Raw genomic sequence first — 16515 nt, 5'->3', positions numbered from 1 at the left:
CGTTGACCGTGCCGCTCACACCGTGTGGGAGAGTCCTCGTCGCTGTTGACGGGGCGCCGAAGGGGCAAACCTCCCCGGAACCTCTCAGGCGCAAGGGACCACACGGGACAGGCACCTCTGGAGCTCACCGGCCACCCCGGTGGTGACAGAGGGGGAGACGTCCTTGCCGTCTGCCCCAGGAGCACCATGAGCACCACCTCAGCCGACCTGCCCGCCTTCGCCGGTCGCCACATCGGCCCGCGTGACGAGGACATCGCGACGATGCTCTCCGTCGTCGGTCGCACCTCCCTCGACGACCTGTTGGATGCCGCGGTGCCGGACGGCATCCGCGCTCTCGACGCGCTCGACATCGAACCCGCGGCGTCCGAGGCCGCGGTGGTCGCCGAGCTGCGAGAGGTCGCGGCCCGCAACCGGCGGGTCACCTCGATGATCGGGCTCGGGTACTACGGCACCCACACGCCCGCGGTCATCGCGCGCAACGTGCTCGAGAACCCGGCCTGGTACACCGCGTACACGCCCTACCAGCCGGAGATCTCGCAGGGTCGGCTCGAGGCGCTGCTGAACTTCCAGACCGTCGTCAGCGACCTCACCGGTCTGCCGATCGCCGGTGCGTCGCTGCTCGACGAGGCAACCGCTGCGGCGGAGGCGATGACGCTCATGCGGCGGTCCTCCAAGGCACCGGCGCAGGCCGTGCTCCTCGTCGACACCGAGGTCTTCCCGCAGACCCTGGGTGTCGTGCGCACCCGGGCAGTTCCCCTGCAGATCCCGGTGGTCGTCGCCGACCTCGCGGGTGTCACCAGCGCCGAAGGACTTCGGGATGCTGCCGGCGGCGCCGAGGTGTTCGGTGTGCTGGTGCAGTACCCCGCGATGGAGGGCGTCCTGCACGACCTGTCGGCCCTGACCGCCGCGGCCCACGAGGTGGGCGCGCTGGTCACCGCGAGCGCCGACCTGCTCGCCCTGACGCTCGCGACGCCGCCGGGGGAGTGGGGCGCCGACGTCGCCGTCGGCACGAGCCAGCGCTTCGGCGTCGCGATGGGGTTCGGTGGCCCCCACGCCGGCTACATGAGCGTGCGCCCCGGTCTGGAGCGCACCATGCCCGGGCGTCTCGTCGGGGTCTCGGTCGACGCCGTCGGCGCCCCGGCCTACCGGCTCGCCCTGCAGACCCGCGAGCAGCACATCCGCCGTGAGAAGGCCACGTCGAACATCTGCACCGCGCAGGTGCTGCTCGCCGTCATGGCCAGCATGTACGCGGTGTACCACGGCCCTGCGGGGCTGCGAGCGATCGCGCTCGGCGTGCACGCCCACGCCGAGGCCCTGCGTGGCGCCCTTCGTGATGGCGGCGTCGACGTGCTCGAGGGGCCGATCTTCGACACGCTGCGGGTGAAGGTCCCGGGTCGGGCCCGCGAGGTGGTCGACGCAGCCCTGGCAGCCGGGGTGAACCTCTGGCTGCACGACGCCGACACCGTCCAGCTCAGCGTCGACGAGACCACCGGGCTGGTCGACCTGCACCGGGTGGCCAAGGCATTCGGCGTCGTCTCGCCGGATCAGGTGGACATCGCGCCGCCGCAGTGGGACGAGTCGCTGGTCCGCACGAGCGACTACCTCACCCACCCGGTCTTCTCGACCCACCACAGCGAGACGTCGATGCTGCGGTACCTGCGGCGGCTGTCCGACCGCGACTTCGCCCTCGACCGCGGGATGATCCCGCTGGGGTCGTGCACGATGAAGCTGAACGCCACGACCGAGATGGTCGCGGTGACGTGGCCCGAGTTCGCCGAGGTGCACCCCTTCGCGCCGCACGAGCAGACCCGCGGCATCCGCGGCCTCGTCGACCAGCTGAGCGGCTGGCTGTGTGACATCACCGGCTACGACGCGGTCTCGCTCCAGCCGAACGCCGGCTCGCAGGGTGAGCTCGCCGGTCTGCTCGCGATCGCGGCCTACCACCGCTCGCGTGGTGACGACGAGCGCACCGTGTGCCTCATCCCGGCCAGCGCCCACGGGACCAACGCGGCCAGTGCCGTCATGGCGGGCCTGAAGGTCGTCGTCGTGAAGACCGACCCGATCACCGGCAACGTCGACATGGACGACCTGAAGGCCAAGGTCGAGGCGCACCGAGAGACCCTCGCGGCGATCATGGTCACCTACCCGTCCACCCACGGGGTCTTCGAGGACACCATCACCGACCTGTGCGCGATGGTCCACGACGCGGGCGGTCAGGTCTACGTCGACGGCGCCAACCTCAACGCCCTCGTCGGCGTCGCCCGTCCGGGCAAGTTCGGTGCCGACGTCTCGCACCTGAACCTGCACAAGACGTTCTGCATCCCGCACGGTGGCGGCGGGCCCGGTGTCGGTCCGGTCGGCGTGCGTGCCCACCTGGCACCGCACCTGCCCAACCACCCCCTCGACGAGTTGGCCGGCCCGACCGACGGCGTCGGCCCGGTGTCTGCCGCCCCGTACGGCTCGGCGAGCATCCTGCCCATCTCGTGGGCGTACGTCCGCCTCATGGGTGGCGCGGGGTTGCGGCGCGCCACCGAGGTCGCCGTGCTGAACGCCAACTACGTGGCCGCCCGCCTGCGTGAGCACTACCCGGTGCTGTACTCGGGCACCGACGGGCTGGTCGCCCACGAGTGCATCCTCGACCTGCGCGGCATCACGAAGGACACGGGCGTCAGCGTCGACGACGTCGCCAAGCGGCTGATCGACTACGGCTTCCACGCCCCGACGATGTCGTTCCCCGTGGCCGGCACCCTCATGGTCGAGCCGACCGAGAGCGAGGACCTCGCTGAACTCGACCGGTTCTGCGACACGATGATCCAGATCCGCCGGGAGATCGACGAGGTCGGCTCGGGAGCCGTCGCCGCAGCGGACAGCGTGCTGCGAGGGGCGCCCCACACGGCCGAAGCCATCGCCGGCGACTGGGACCACGGGTACGACCGCCGCACGGCCGCCTTCCCGGAAGGGGTCGACCCGACCTCGAAGTACTGGCCTCCGGTGCGCCGGATCGACGGTGCGTACGGCGACCGGCACCTGGTCTGTTCCTGCCCGCCGCCGGAGGCGTTCGAGGAGTAGGGGCAGGCGGCCGGGTGGGGGGTAGTGGTCAGGCGGCCGGTTGGTCGCTGCGGGTTCCCACCCGGACGTCGACCGTGCTGCCCGACGCGTGCTTGTGGACCACCGCCTGGTGGGTGATCCGGCTGCGCAGGTCGGCGACGTGGCTCACGACGCCGACCGCGCGCCCGCCCGCCCGCAGCCCGTCGAGCACGGTCAGCACCTGTTCCAGGCTGTCGTCGTCGAGGCTGCCGAAGCCCTCGTCGATGAACAGGGTGCCGAGGTCGAAACCACCGGCCTCCTCGCGCACGGCGTCGGCCAGACCGAGCGCCAGGGCCAGCGAGGCCATGAACGACTCACCGCCGGAGAGGGTCGCGGTGTCACGCACCCGCCCGGTCCACTGGTCGAGCACGCGCAGGCCGAGCCCCGAGCGAGCACCCCGGGCGGCCCGCTCGTCGGAGTGCTCCAGCAGGTAGCGACCCCCGCCCATGACGGCGAGCCGTTCGTTGGCCAGGGCCGCGACCTTCTCGAGTCGGGACGCGAGCACGTACGACGTGAGGCGCATGCGCAGCGTGTTCTCCGGCCCGGTGCCACTCGTCGTGTCGGCGAGGTCGCGCACGCGCTGGTCGTGGTCCTGCGCGGTGGACACGGCGGCTCCGGCCGCGAGGACCTCGGGGACAATGCGTTCGAGCAGGCGCAACCCGCGGGCCGCGTCGTCACGGGTCGTCTGGGCCTGGAGCAGGGCTGCTCGGGCTGCGGCCTCCGCCTCGCGCAGGGCCTCGATGTCGACCTCGTCACCGCAGAGCGCCGCAGCGACCTGCGGATCGTCGAGGGTGGCTCGCGCGGCGGCCGACTCCTCCTCGTGGTGCGCGACCTCGACACGCAGGGCCGCCACCTCCGCCGCCGGACGCAGGGCCGCCCGCACGTGCGCGGTGTCGCGCAACCCCGCGGTGGTGAGCGCGTCATCGACGACCTCCGAGGCCACTGCCGCCCGGGTGACGGACTCGGCGAGCGACGTGCGGGCTGCGCGGTGGTCGCCGAGCAGCCGGGCGAAGGCTGCGTGTGCTCCCGTGCCACCACCGTGGCAGGGGCACAGCTCGTGGGCTGCGCGAAGCTCCTCGGCGCGCGTTGCCGAGGCGGCATCCTGGTCGTCGAGCTCGCCGAGGACGGCCGTCGTCGACCTCGTCTGCGCCAGCAGGGTCGTGAGCGTGTCCTCGTGGGTCTGCAGAGCGGCGCGGACCGCGGCGAGGCGGGTGAGGAGCACCGAGTGTTCCTGCGCGTCGGCGTGCGCTGCGGCGAGCTCGGCGCGGCGCTGCGACTGCTTCGTCTCCAGCGAGGCTCGGGTCGCGCCCTGCAGACCTGCGAGCCGGGACGCGGCCGAGGCGGTGAGCACCTCGATCTCGCGCTCGATGGCGGTCAGCAGGCTGCGAGCCTGGTCGACCCGGTGCTCGGCAGCCGTGATCTGGTCACCCGAGACGGGGTCGGTGGCGACGGCGAGATGGGGGTGCTCAGCGCCGCCGCACACCGGGCACGGATCGCCGTCGGCGAGGCCGGCGGCCAGCTCGGCAGCCATGCCGTCGAGCCGGCGCTGACGCAGGTCGAGCAGCTCGGTTCGGGCATCGAGCAGGGCCTCGTGCAGACTGCTCCGGCGCGGTGCCAGCTCGGCTGCCCGACGGTGGTCGTCCTCGGCGGCGTCGACCAGGGCCAGGCGCTCGGCGGTGGTGGCGACGAGAAGTTCGAGCTCGGCGATCCGGGCTGCACCGGCGGCGCGCAGGTCGACCTGTTCGGCCAAGTCATCGGCCTCGGCCTGGGCCGCGAGCACGCTGGCCTGAGCCGCCGCGTGCTGGCCCTCGGCGTCGGCGAGGCGGGAGCGCAGCAGGGCCCGCCGGGCCGACCGCGCAGCCGCGTCCTGCTCGTGCCGGGCGAGCTCGGTCACGGTGGCGTCGAGGTCGCGCACCTGCTCCAGCGCGGCGTCGACCTCGGCGTCATTCGCCTGCGCGAGGGGACTCGGGGCGAGGGCTCGTCCGGTGGACTCGACTGCCGCTCGCGCGACCTGCACCTCGTCCTGCGCGCGGTCGGCGGCCGCCAGGTGGCCGGCCACGGTGGCGGCCCGCTCAGCGGCATCCAGGTCACGGGTGCGCTGCTCGTGCGCGGAGGCGTTCGCCGCCAGCTCCTCGAGCCTGGTGCGGGCCCGGGCTCCGCGCTCGCGCAGGGCCGCGGCGGCGCGACCGGCCGCCAACGACTCCGCAGCGGCACGCTCAGCGCTCGAGGCAGCGTCGAAGGCGGTCATCGTCGCGGTCACTCGGGCGTCCAGCTCACGCACGACCTCGGTCAGCAGGGGCCCCACCGCAGGGTCGTAGGGCAGTGGCTCATCGGGGGTTGAGGTCAGCGGTTCGCCGAGCTCCGCCAGGACGTCCTCGACCCGGGCCAGCCCGGTGGCCAAGGTGCTGCGGGCGGTGTCGAGCTCTTCCCTGGCGTCCCGACGGGCCTGGGCGAGCCAAGCCTCCACGTCGCTGAACGCGCTGATGTCGAACAGTCGCTCCAGGACCTCCCGACGGTCCTCGGGGGAGGAACGCAGGAAGGCGGCGAACTCGCCCTGGGGCAGCAGCACCACCTTGGAGAACTGCGTCATCCCCATGCCGAGGACGTCCTTGACGACGTCGGCCACTTCGTCGTTGCGGGTGCTGAGGGACTGCCACCGGCCGTCGAGGTGCTCCTCGAGGGTCACCATGGCCTGGACCGACACCGTGCCCGTACCGCGCCTCTTGGGCCGGGCGAACTCGGGGGAGCGCGTGATGCGAAGCCGCCGACCACCCGCGGTGAGCTCGAGCGTGACGCGCGGGACGGCATCCGCAGCGGCGTGGTCCGAGCGCAGCCCGCGCTTTGAGCGAGTGCCCGGTACGTCGGCGTACAACGCGAAGCAGATGGCGTCGAGCAGGCTGGTCTTGCCCGACCCGGTCGGACCGTGGATGAGGAAGAGCCCGTCCGCGGACAACGCGTCGACGTCGATGGACACGGGGTCGGCGAACGGCCCCATCGCCTCGATCTCGAGCCGGTGCACCCTCATGCCGCACCCACCGTGCGCGCCGCGTCGGCAGCGGGGCCGGCCACCCCTTCGTCGTCACGGGCCCGCCGCGCCAGTCGCGACTCCTCGACCGCCTGGGCGAGCAGTTCACGCTCCTGCTCACTGGCCGCACGACCGCCGCGCACGTGCTCGAGGAAGTCGCAGCACACGTCCAGGTCGGAGCGGCTCGCGGCGCGGGCGGCATAGGGCCGCAGCGGCACGGCGAGCCCTTGGGGGTCGAAGCGCAGCTCGAGGGTGTGGGGGAAGCGGCGGCGCACCTGGTCCATGGCCCCCAACGGGCGGCTCGAGTCGGTGAGGGTCACCTGGCACCACGCACTCTCCGCTGCGCGGTGACGCGGGTCGGCGAGCACCTCCTCGAGCGTGCCGCGCAGCACCGCGAGCGGCCGCTCGACCGGGGCCTCGACGGCCTCCACCGACACCGACCGGCCGTCGAGGTCGACGAGCAGGCTGACCTTGCGATGGGTGACCTCGGAGAACGACATCGCCACGGGTGAACCGCTGTACCGCACCCCGGGCGCGACCTCCTGGGCCCCGTGCAGGTGCCCCAGGGCGGCGTAGTGCGCCCCGGCGAACACCGTGGGCGGCACTGCGGAGACGCCACCGACCGAGATGTCCCGCTCGGACTCGCTGCCCACCCCGCCGGAGACGAAGGCGTGCGCCATGGCGACCACCGGTACCCCCGGACGCGCAGCGGCATCCGCCCGCACGGCATCCATGGCTGCCCGCAACACCCCGGCGTGGGTGCGCTCCGTCGCCCCGAGGGCGTCGGCGGCCAGCGAGGGCTCGAGGTAGGGCAGGGGGTAGACCGCGGCCCCGGCGAGCAGGACCGGGCGGGCGACGTCGGCGAGCGAGGTGCGCAGGTGCACGCCGGCGCGCTCCAACAGCCCGGCGCCGAAGCCCAGGCGGGCCGCCGAGTCGTGGTTGCCGCTGCTGATGATCACCTGGGCGCCGGCGTCGACCAGCCGCTGGAGCGCCTGCGACAGCAGGGCCACGGTGTCGGGCGCGGGCATCGCCCGGTCGTAGACGTCGCCGCTGACGAGCACCGCGTCGACCTTCTCGCGACGCACCACGTCGACCAGGTGGTCGAGGTAGGAGGCCTGGGCGCCGAGGAGCCCCACCTGGTGGAACGAACGCCCCAGGTGCCAGTCGGAGGTGTGGATCAGCCGCATGTCTCACACGCTAGGAGGTGGGTCTGACAGGCCGTGTGACCGAAACGCGGGTTCCGGGTACCGCATGAGCTCAGGACGTGGTTGGGTGACGCCATGGGAGCAGAGGTTTCGTCGCAGAGTTACAGCCGCGAGGAGCGGCAGCGCTACCGCGAGAAGGTGCGCCAGAACCTTGACGTGTTCGAGAAGATGCTCAACACGAGCTCCTTCGAGTTCGACAGGCCGATGACCGGCCTCGAGATCGAGCTCAACCTCGTCGACGCCGACATGCAGCCGCACTTCCACAATGCCGAGGTGCTCGCGGCCATCGCCGACGAGGACTACCAGACCGAGCTCGCGCAGTACAACATCGAGCTCAACGTGCCGCCGCGGCCCCTGCCCGGTGACTCCGCGCTCGAGCTCGAGACCGAGCTGCGGGCGAGCCTGAACCGGGCCGCGGCCAAGGCCCAGGAGGTCGGCTCGAAGATCGTCGCCATCGGTATCCTGCCGACGATCATGCCCGAGCACTACGAGGGCGAGTGGATCAGCCGCAACAACCGCTACACCGCGCTCAACGACTCGATCTTCGTCGCCCGCGGCGAGGACATCTACCTCGACATCGAGGGCCCCTCCGGCGAGCGGGTCGCCACGTACTGCGACTCCATCGCCCCCGAGTCGGCCTGCACGTCGGTCCAGCTCCACCTCCAGGTCACGCCGTCGGAGTTCGCGGCCCACTGGAACGCGGCGCAGGCCCTGTGCGCCCCGCAGGTGGCCCTCGCGGCCAACTCGCCCTTCTTCTTCGGCAAGCGCCTGCACGCCGAGACCCGCATCGAGCTGTTCAAGCAGGCCACCGACACCCGCCCGATCGAGCTGAAGAACCAGGGCGTGCGCCCGCGGGTGTTCTTCGGCGAGCGGTGGATCACCTCGATCTTCGACCTGTTCGAGGAGAACGTCCGCTACTTCCCGACGCTGCTCGCGGAGACCACGGACGAGGACCCGATGGCCAAGCTCGAGGCGGGTCAGGCGCCCGATCTCGCCGAGCTGCGCCTGCACAACGGCACCGTCTACCGCTGGAACCGGCCGATCTACGACATCCCCGGTGGTGTGCCGCACCTGCGGGTCGAGAACCGGGTGCTGCCGGCCGGGCCGACGATCATCGACGTGCTGGCCAACGCCGCGTTCTACTACGGCGCGATCCGCATGCTGGCTCACCAGGACCGCCCGGTCTGGACCAAGATGAGCTTCGCGGTCTGCGAGGAGAACTTCAACCGGGCCGCCCGTGACGGCATCGACGCGCACCTGTACTGGCCCGGGTTCGGTGAGCTCTCGGCCGACGAGCTGATGCTGCGTCACCTGCTGCCGCTGGCGCACGAGGGCCTTCGCCAGTGGGGGGTGTCGGATGCCGTTCGCGAACGGTTCCTCGGTGTCATCGAGGGGCGCTGCACCACCGGGGTCAACGGGGCGGTGTGGTCGACCAAGGCGGTCGAGGCCTTCGAGGCCGGGGGCTGCACCCGCAGCGAGGCCCTGAGCCGGATGCTCGAGCTGTACGCCGTGCACATGAACTCCAACGAGCCGGTGCACACCTGGCCGCTGCCCTGAACGACCGGATCCCCTGAACGACCGGATGCCGTGACGCACCGTGCGTCGGGGGGCGCCTCAGGTGGGGGTCTGGTTCCACGTCCGGATGGCCGGCACCGAGCGCTCGACCTCCAGCACGCAGAGGGCTCCGGAATCCAGGAGCAGGCCGGCGCCGAACCGCGCGGGTTGACGCAGCCACGTCGCAGCGAGGATGCGCAGCAGGTGGCCGTGCGCGAACAGGGCGACGTCACCGGTCTCCAGCGACGGGGCGATCCGCGCCAGCACGCGGGACGCACGCGCGGCGACCTCCTCGACGGTCTCGCCGGGCGTCGCACCCGGAACCACCCCCGGCGAGCTCGGCGGTCCGTCGGGCTCGCTCGAGTGGTGAGGAGAGCACCTCGACGAGGTCGAAGGGGGCGAGCAGCGGGGCCAGTGCCCGGGCATCGCGTTCTCCGTCGGGGGTGAGCTCGAGGTCGGTGAGTCCGGTGTGACGACCCGAGCGGCTCCACTCGGTCTGGCCGTGACGCACCAGCATGAGTCGGCCCGGTGGTTCGGAGCGCACGGTCATGGGCCCCACTGTCCCACCTCGGTGCGAGGATGGGTGCCATGCCGTCCTACATCGCCTTCCTGCGCGCCGTGAACGTCGGCGGGCGGTTCGTGAAGATGGGCTCGCTGCGTGAGGCACTGGGCGATGCGGGGTTCTCCGACGTGCAGACGCACATCCAGTCGGGCAACGTGTTCGTGCGCAGCGCCCGACGCACCCCGGGCCCGGTCGCGGTCGAGATCTCGAGGGTCCTCACGGCGCACTGCGGCTTCGACGTGCCGGCCATCGTGCGCACGCCCGCCCAGGTGCGCTCCGTCCTGGCTGCCGTCGACGCGGTCGAGCCGCTGCTCGTGGGGGAGTCCCGACGCTACGTCGCGTTCGCTGACGCCGACGTCCCCCTCGCAGCGGCGGCTCAGCTCGACGCCTGGGACAGGCCCGACGAGCGCGTTCGGGTCCTCGGCTCGGAGGTCCTTGCCGAGATGACGGCGGGCTTCCACAAGACCACCCTCACCAACACCCGGCTGGAGCGCCTGACCGGGCGGATCACCACCTGGCGCGACCTGAGCGTCGTCCGCGCCATCGACGAGAAATGGGGTGCCTGATGGCACAGCAGGACCAGCCCGAGACCGGCGGAACGGGCCTTGGCCACCGCAGCGTGTCGTTGACCCGTCTCGAGCACGGCAGCTACCTCGCCACCAACGAGCGCGGGGGCACGCTGCGCTTCGGCGGGGGAGGGGAGTCACCCGACTTCACCCCGGTCGAGCTCTTCCTCACCGCGATGGCGGGGTGCAGCGCCATCGACGTCGACTTCATCACCAGCCGCATCGCCGAGCCGGTGCGCTTCGACGTGACGTCCGAGGGAGAGAAGATGCGCGACGGCGTCGAGAACCACCTCGGCGACATCGAGATCACCTTCACGGTCCGCTTCCCCGAGGGAGCCGAGGGTGACCGGGCGCGCGATCGGCTGCCCAAGGCCATCGCCCAGAGCCGCGACCGGCTGTGCACCGTGTCCCGCACGGTCCAGCGCGGCGCCGACGTGCACATGCGTGAGGGCTGAGGCGTATCACGCCGGCGCACAGCCCTCTCCTGACCAGGGAAGGGAGTGATCGACATGGAGCCTGACCCGGCCCTCGCGGCGGTGAAGACCTATCGCTACCTGCGCATCGCGCTGACGGCGCTGGTCGTGCTGCTGTTCGCGTCGATCGCCATCGAGTGGGTGGGCACCGACCGGTGCATCCAGCCCTCGATCAGTGCGTACTACTTCACGCCGGTGAAGGCGGTGTTCATCGGGGTCCTCGTGACGATGGGAGCCTCCCTGCTCGCCCTGAAGGGCAACACCGACGGTGAGGACGTCCTGATGAACCTCGCCGGGATGCTCGCGCCGGGGGTGGCGTTCATCCCCACGGTGGCGTCCGGCGTGTGCGGGAGCGGGGCGTCGCCGGGTTCGGGCGACGGGATCGCGGATGCCGTGGCCAACAACATGCCGGCGCTCTTCATCACGGGTCTGGTCGTCGCCGTCGCGGCGCTGCTCATCGCCCGCCACGAACGTCGAAGCGGGGGCACCACCTTCGGGTCGTCGCTGAGCCCGGCGAGCAGGTGGGGGCTGGCCCTCACAGCTGCCGTCCTCGGTGGCGGCATCGTGTGGTTCCTCGCCGACCGCGACAGCTTCATCGCACGCGGTCACGACGCCGCGGCCATCCCGATGTTCCTCGCGATCATCGCCGTGGTGTGGCTCAACGCCCGGGACGTGCGCCGCGGGGTCCAGCAGGGCTCGATGCCCCAGGACCGCACCCGCTACGTCGCGATGTACCGGGCCGTCGCCATCGCGATGCTGCTGGCGCTCGCGGCCACCGTCGCGCTGAGCCTGCTGACCGGGTCGACCTCACTGGTGTTCTGGGTCGAGGTCGTGCTGCTCGTCCTGTTCGCCGTGTTCTGGGTCATCCAGACCATCGAGCTGTGGGACCGGGGGCTGCGCCGTCCGTGAGGGGGATGCCCGGGTGGCCGCGCGACGGCATCCGGGGCGTCCCGGGCCTATCGTGTCGTCATGGCCCGCTACCTCGACGTCCATCCGGTCGACCCCCAGCCGCGCGCCATGGCGCAGGCCGTGAGCGTGTTGCGAGAGGGCGGCTTGATCGCGTACCCGACCGACTCGGGCTACGCCCTCGGGGCGATGATGGGCAACCAGCACGCCAAGGAGAGCATCCTCGCGATCCGCCGGCTGGACGACAAGCACCACTTCACCCTGGTGTGCCGGGACTTCGCCCAGCTGGGTCAGCTCGTGCACGTCGACAACGCGGTGTTCCGGGCCGTCAAGGCGTCGACGCCGGGGCCCTACACCTTCATCCTGCCGGGGACGTCCGAGGTGCCGCGGCGGCTGCTGCACCCGAAGAAGCGCACCGTGGGGGTGCGCATCCCCGAGCACCCGGTGGTGCGCGCCCTGCTCGCCGAGCTCGGGGAGCCGCTGCTGTCCTCGACGTTGATCCTGCCCGGCGAGAAGGATCCGATGACCGACGGCTGGGCGGTCAAGGAGGAGCTCGACCACGTCGTCGACGTCGTCATCGACTCGGGGGAGTGTGGCACCGAGCCCACGACCGTGGTCGACCTGTCCAGCGGGTCCGCCGAGGTGGTGCGGGTCGGGGCGGGTGACCCGGCGCGCTTCGAGTGAGGCACGCCGGGCCGGTGGGGTGACCCGACGGTCAGTTGCCGGTGCCGCCGTACAGTGCCCGGATGCCGGTGCGGTCACTCGACGTCATGTCGAGGTTGCTCGGGGTCCCACGACCCGGACGAGTACAGGCTCTTGGCGTTGACGAGCGCGTTGCGCGAGGACTTGCTCGAGCTCGGGAAGAACGCCCGGGCGATGTACTGCGAGGTCTTGGTGGGCTCCACCGAGGAGACGACGTTGGTGTTGCGGGTGGTGCAGGACCTGTCCTGGGCCGGCACGTACGTGAAGTTCACGTTGCTCGTCGCGGCCTCCCACTGGGCTGCACCGGCCGCCATGGCCGTCTTGACCCGCTCGTAGTCACCGCTGAACTTCGTGCTGACGCAGTAGGTGAGGTTCAGGGCCGGGCTGGCAGTCCACTTGTCGTCGGCGCCGCGCACCGTGTTGACGATGAGGCCGTCGATGGGGGTGGTGGTCTCGGTGACCATGGCGTCGTAGAACCGGCGCAGGTCGCCCTTGGTCGTGGCCGGCTCGTCACCGTTGACGATGTAGCCGCGGTCCTCGTCCTGGAACGTCGAGCCGACGAACTCCTGGAAGGTGGGGATGCCGCCGTCGGGGCTGGGAGTGGCGCTGGCGCTCCCGGCGACGACCGTGCCGACGGCCAAAGTCGTGCCGGCCACGGCGGCAGCGGCGCGCAGGAAGGTTCTGCTCATGGGTGGACTCCTGTCGTTCGGCGTGCGCCTGGTGGGCGCGCGCAAACGCCGATGATGCGTCAGGACGGCGTGGCGGTTCGTTCCAGCAGCACCATCACCTCGGTGTGCGGCGTCTGCGGGAACATGTCGAACACGCGCCCGGTGAGCGCTCGCAGGGACGGCATCGCGGCCAGGTCACGGGCGAGGGTCGCCACGTTGCAGCTGGAGTAGATGACGTGGCGTGCCGGTGAGGCGTCGAGCCAGGCCGCGAGGTCGGGCCCGATCCCGCGCCGAGGGGGGTTGACCACCACGAGGTCCGGGGCCGGCTCCACGGTGGTCGTCGTCGCGTCGCCGACGACGAACTCGACGTGCCCGGCATCCGGCCCCTCGGCGAGAGCGCGACGCGCGGCGGCCACGGCATCCGAGGACGTCTCCACGCCGACCACGGTGCGCCCGGGTGCGGCCGCGTGGAGGGCGAACCCGCCGACCCCGCAGTACAGGTCCCACACGACGGTGGGCGCGGCCGCATCGACCCAGTCGAGGGCCTGCCGGTAGAGCGCGGCAGCGACGGTGGTGTTGGTCTGGAAGAACGAGCGCGGACCGAGCTGGAGGGTGACGTCGCCGACGGTCATCGGCAAGCTGGTCTGCGGGGTCAGGGCGATCTCGGTGTCGCCCTCGAGGACGGCCTTGTGCTCCGGATGCAGGTTGGCCGTCACCACCCGCACCGAGGGCAGCGCGTGGAGCAGGGTAGGGAGGGCTGCGCGGATGGCGGCGAGGTGGCGCTGCGAGCGAAGGACGAAGCGCACCAGCTGTTCGCCGCCGGGGGAGTGGGTGACCAGGAGGTACTTCAGCTCGCCGCGGCGGGCGGGCACGTCGTAGGGCTCGAGCCCGAGACGGGCCACGAGATCGTGCAGCGGGCCGAAGGTCGCCGCGAGGCCGGGTTCGTAGAGGCCGCAGTCGCGCAGGTCGATGCCGCGGCCCCGGTGGTCGAGGATGCCGAGGGTCGGGTGCCCGGCGGTGCCGCCCACGACCAGCTTGGCCTTGTTCCGGTAGTGCGAGGCGGGGCTGCGGGCCGGGTCGACCCAGAGCAGGTCGGGGGCGACGGGCGCGAGCACGTCGGCCACGCGCCGCTCCTTGTCGGCCAGCTGCTGGGCGTAGGGAACGCCCATCAGCGTGCAGGAGCGGCAGCGTCCGGCGTCGAAGTGGTCACACTGCATGGTGTCCGCAAGCGTAGGTGGTGTCGGTGCAACCCCAGCGTGGCAGACGGCGCCAGCGGGTTCGACGCCCGAATCGAGTGAATTGCTGTCGTTACCACCGGTCATCGCCATCCCTGACGGCTGAATCCGTAGGCCGGTCTGGCGCAACGCCATGGGATCAGTAGGTCATCGTCGCGATCCGGCGCTAGGCTGGCCCGACACCGCACCACGATCCCGCCCCGAGGGTGGGGGAGGAGAGTCACACAATGACCGAGAACACGCTGGACGCAGCCGCGCCGACGCTGCCCGAGCACGACCCGGCGACCTACCGTCGCCTCCCGGCGCGGACCCGACCGGTGGATCCTTCCGTCGTCGAGCGGTTGCTCGCGCAGGAGTGGGAGCGGTTCGAGACGTGGTCGGCAGGCTCCGGGGAGCACAACAAGCGGGCCAGCCAGTCCCTGCCGCTCGGTGTGACGAGCTCGTTCCAGCACTGGGACCCGTACCCGATCAGCGTCGCCTCCGCGCGGGGCGCGTGGCTGACCGATGTCGACGGCAACCGCATGCTCGACCTGTCGATGGGGTTCGGGGCCATGCTCGTCGGTCACCTCAACCCGACGGTGGTCGCCGCGGTCACCGAGGCACTCACCGAGACGGGCACGCTGTTCGTGACCCCCTCGCCGCAGGCGACGGAGATGAGCGAGCGCTTCTGCCAGCGCTTTCAGCTCGACATGATCCGGTTCACCAACTCCGGCACCGAGTCGCTCATGTACGCCATCCGCTGTGCGCGCGCCTACACCGGGCGCAAGGCGATCGTGAAGGTCGAGGGCGGCTACCACGGTGGCTACGACGGTCTCCAGATCTCGGTGAAGCCGGGGCTCGACGAGATCGGCCCGGCGGACGCCCCGACCCCGCAGGTGCCCTTCGACGTCGAGGCCGGCACCGTCCACGTCGTCGCCTACAACGACCTCGGCCAGCTGACGCGGGTCCTTGAGGAGCACGGCGCAGAGATCGCCGCCTTCGTCGTCGAGCCGGTCATCGAGAACCTGTCGATCGTCGTCCCGGACGCGGGCTACCTCGCGGCAGTCCGTGAGCTGTGTGACGAGCACGGTGTCGTCCTCATCTTCGACGAGGTCAAGACCGGACTCACCGCCGGCGCTGCGGGGGCGGCTCAGCGCCTGGGTGTCAAGCCCGACCTCATCACCCTGGCCAAGTCCATCGGTGGCGGTCTGCCGCTGGCTGCCTTCGGCGGGCGGCGTGAGGTCATGGAGGTCGTGGTCGACGGCCGGATGGCGCACTTCGGCACCTACAACGGCAACCCGCTCGTGATGGCGGCTGCCAAGGCCGTCGACGAGATCTGCACCCCGGAGGCGCTGGCCGAGGCCGAGGCGGTGAACATCCGTGCTCTTCAGGCCATCGACGCGATCATCGACGAGTACGAGCTGCCGGCCCACACGGTGGGCCTCGGGGTCAAGGGTTGCGTCACGTGGTCGACGACCCCGGTGCGCAACTACCGCGACTACAAGGCCACCGACTTCCGGCTGGCCGAGCTCTCGTGGTTGTGGGGCGTCAACCGCGGCATCCTCACGCCACCCGGTCTCGACGAGCAGTGGCTCGTCTCGCTCGTCACCACCGACGAGGACATGTCCACGCTCGTCGAGGACTTCCGCTCCCTCGCGCAGGCCCTGCGGGCCTGACACCGGCACACCCCGACCCGGAGGGGCGAACGTGGAGGACGATCCCCGGATGAGCAGTCGCGGCGGTCACCGAGTCCGTGCGGACTCTGGACCACCTGCACTCGTCCATGCTGTCCGAGCCGGATCGGGCGATGTTCCACAGCACGGGTGCCGAGTCCAACGAGGCCGCGCTGCGCTTGGCCAAGCTGGTCACCGGGCGGCACGAGGTCGTGGCCTTCGCGCAGAGCTGGCACGGCGTCACCGGGGAGCAGCGGGGTCGACCTATGCCTTCGGTCGTCGCGGGTACGGCCCGATGGGTGTCGGGACGTTCGCGATCCTGGCGCCCGACCTGCTGCGCGGCCCGTACAGAACCGACGACCAACCCTCAAGTGGCACGAGTCGGGGCGTCCGGCTAGAACTGGCAGGCGGAACTGGACGACGCCTTCGACCTGGTCGACCGTCAGTCGTCCGGGAGCCTGGCGGCCTTCATCGCCGAACCGATCCTCAGCACGGGCGGCGTGCTCGAGCTGCCCGAGGGCTACCTCGCTGCGCTCGCGGACCACTGCCGGGCCCGCGGGATGCTTCTCGTCGTGGACGAGGCCCAGACCGGGCTCGGTCGCACCGGCACGATGTTCGCCGTCGAGCGCGACGGAATGACCCCGGACATCCTCACCCTGTCAAAGACACTTGATCCACACTTCAAAAGGCTAGATTTCGTCTTCAAATTCCCCGGCCGCCGCTGACAGCATGTTTTCCAGAATTTCAGCATCAATATGAGCCGGACCCAGTGGGGCCGTATCGAAGTTCTGTCCGGGCTGCAATTTGGAGTATTCTAGTCCAAGCCAATATGTTGAATCGATCTTTATGATCGACCGAAGCTGCCCAGCAACCGCATTAT

The 16515-nt window shown here is 71.1% G+C and carries 12 protein-coding genes, 1 pseudogene and 1 riboswitch; of the genes and pseudogenes, 8 read left to right on the top strand and 5 right to left on the bottom strand.

Features of this window, described 5'->3' with window-relative positions:
- Positions 1–15 precede the first annotated feature (15 nt).
- A riboswitch (glycine riboswitch) is annotated at positions 16–111 on the top strand.
- A gap of 75 nt (positions 112–186) precedes the next feature.
- Positions 187–3069 carry an aminomethyl-transferring glycine dehydrogenase gene (gcvP, locus tag C8E84_RS02890; RefSeq protein ID WP_159899333.1) on the top strand — a complete coding sequence of 961 codons (2883 nt, stop codon included), beginning with the start codon at positions 187–189 and terminating at the stop codon, positions 3067–3069.
- 28 nt (positions 3070–3097) lie between these two features.
- On the opposite strand, the gene C8E84_RS02885 is transcribed toward gcvP, so the two are convergent.
- Both C8E84_RS02885 and C8E84_RS02880 read right to left on the bottom strand, forming a co-directional pair.
- Positions 3098–6112, bottom strand: coding sequence for an AAA family ATPase (locus C8E84_RS02885; protein ID WP_159899331.1), 3015 nt, complete (start codon positions 6110–6112; stop codon positions 3098–3100).
- Positions 6109–7299, bottom strand: a complete 1191-nt coding sequence (locus tag C8E84_RS02880; RefSeq protein ID WP_159899329.1) for an exonuclease SbcCD subunit D — start codon at positions 7297–7299, stop codon at positions 6109–6111. The genes C8E84_RS02885 and C8E84_RS02880 overlap by 4 nt, the downstream gene beginning before the upstream one ends.
- Before the next feature lie 93 nt (positions 7300–7392).
- On the opposite strand from C8E84_RS02880, the gene C8E84_RS02875 reads away from it, so the two are divergent.
- Complete coding sequence (locus tag C8E84_RS02875; protein WP_159899327.1) at positions 7393–8874, top strand: glutamate-cysteine ligase family protein; 1482 nt, start codon at positions 7393–7395, stop codon at positions 8872–8874.
- A 57-nt stretch (positions 8875–8931) separates the two neighbouring features.
- Here the strand turns inward: C8E84_RS02875 and C8E84_RS02870 are convergent.
- A pseudogene (locus C8E84_RS02870) lies at positions 8932–9388 on the bottom strand (histidine phosphatase family protein).
- Positions 9389–9459: 71 nt separating this feature from the next.
- Between C8E84_RS02870 and C8E84_RS02865 the strand changes: the two are divergent.
- Genes C8E84_RS02865 through C8E84_RS02850 form a run of 4 tightly spaced genes read left to right on the top strand, consistent with a single transcriptional unit; the run spans position 9460 to position 12062 of the window.
- Positions 9460–9999: a DUF1697 domain-containing protein gene (locus C8E84_RS02865; RefSeq protein ID WP_159899325.1), complete on the top strand. Its 540-nt coding sequence runs from the start codon at positions 9460–9462 to the stop codon at positions 9997–9999.
- A complete protein-coding gene (locus C8E84_RS02860) occupies positions 9999–10454 on the top strand; it encodes an OsmC family protein (RefSeq protein WP_159899323.1) in 456 nt (151 codons plus the stop codon). The genes C8E84_RS02865 and C8E84_RS02860 overlap by 1 nt, the downstream gene beginning before the upstream one ends.
- A gap of 54 nt (positions 10455–10508) precedes the next feature.
- The gene (locus tag C8E84_RS02855; RefSeq protein WP_159899321.1) at positions 10509–11381 is read left to right on the top strand and encodes a hypothetical protein; all 873 of its coding nucleotides are present in this window, start codon (positions 10509–10511) and stop codon (positions 11379–11381) included.
- A gap of 60 nt (positions 11382–11441) precedes the next feature.
- Entirely contained in the window at positions 11442–12062 is a 621-nt protein-coding gene (locus tag C8E84_RS02850; protein WP_159899319.1) for an L-threonylcarbamoyladenylate synthase, read from the top strand.
- A 74-nt stretch (positions 12063–12136) separates the two neighbouring features.
- Here the strand turns inward: C8E84_RS02850 and C8E84_RS02845 are convergent, their stop codons facing one another.
- A complete protein-coding gene (locus C8E84_RS02845) occupies positions 12137–12769 on the bottom strand; it encodes a peptidase M16 (RefSeq protein ID WP_159899317.1) in 633 nt (210 codons plus the stop codon).
- Positions 12770–12828: 59 nt separating this feature from the next.
- On the bottom strand, positions 12829–13965 hold the full coding sequence (rlmC, locus tag C8E84_RS02840) for a 23S rRNA (uracil(747)-C(5))-methyltransferase RlmC (RefSeq protein ID WP_159899315.1): 1137 nt from the start codon (positions 13963–13965) through the stop codon (positions 12829–12831).
- A 245-nt stretch (positions 13966–14210) separates the two neighbouring features.
- Here rlmC and C8E84_RS02835 point away from each other — a divergent pair, with 245 nt between their 5' ends.
- Together C8E84_RS02835 and C8E84_RS18310 are read left to right on the top strand one after the other, a co-directional pair.
- Entirely contained in the window at positions 14211–15638 is a 1428-nt protein-coding gene (locus C8E84_RS02835) for an aspartate aminotransferase family protein (RefSeq protein ID WP_159899313.1), read from the top strand.
- Positions 15639–16048: 410 nt separating this feature from the next.
- Positions 16049–16360, top strand: a complete 312-nt coding sequence (locus C8E84_RS18310) for an aminotransferase class III-fold pyridoxal phosphate-dependent enzyme (RefSeq protein WP_159904396.1) — start codon at positions 16049–16051, stop codon at positions 16358–16360.
- Positions 16361–16515 lie beyond the last annotated feature (155 nt).

It is taken from the genome of Ornithinibacter aureus (assembly GCF_009858245.1).
Classification (GTDB): domain Bacteria; phylum Actinomycetota; class Actinomycetes; order Actinomycetales; family Dermatophilaceae; genus Fodinibacter; species Fodinibacter aureus.
The sequence above is the reverse complement of the archived record's forward strand: the minus strand, read 5'-3'. Positions and strand labels throughout refer to the sequence as shown.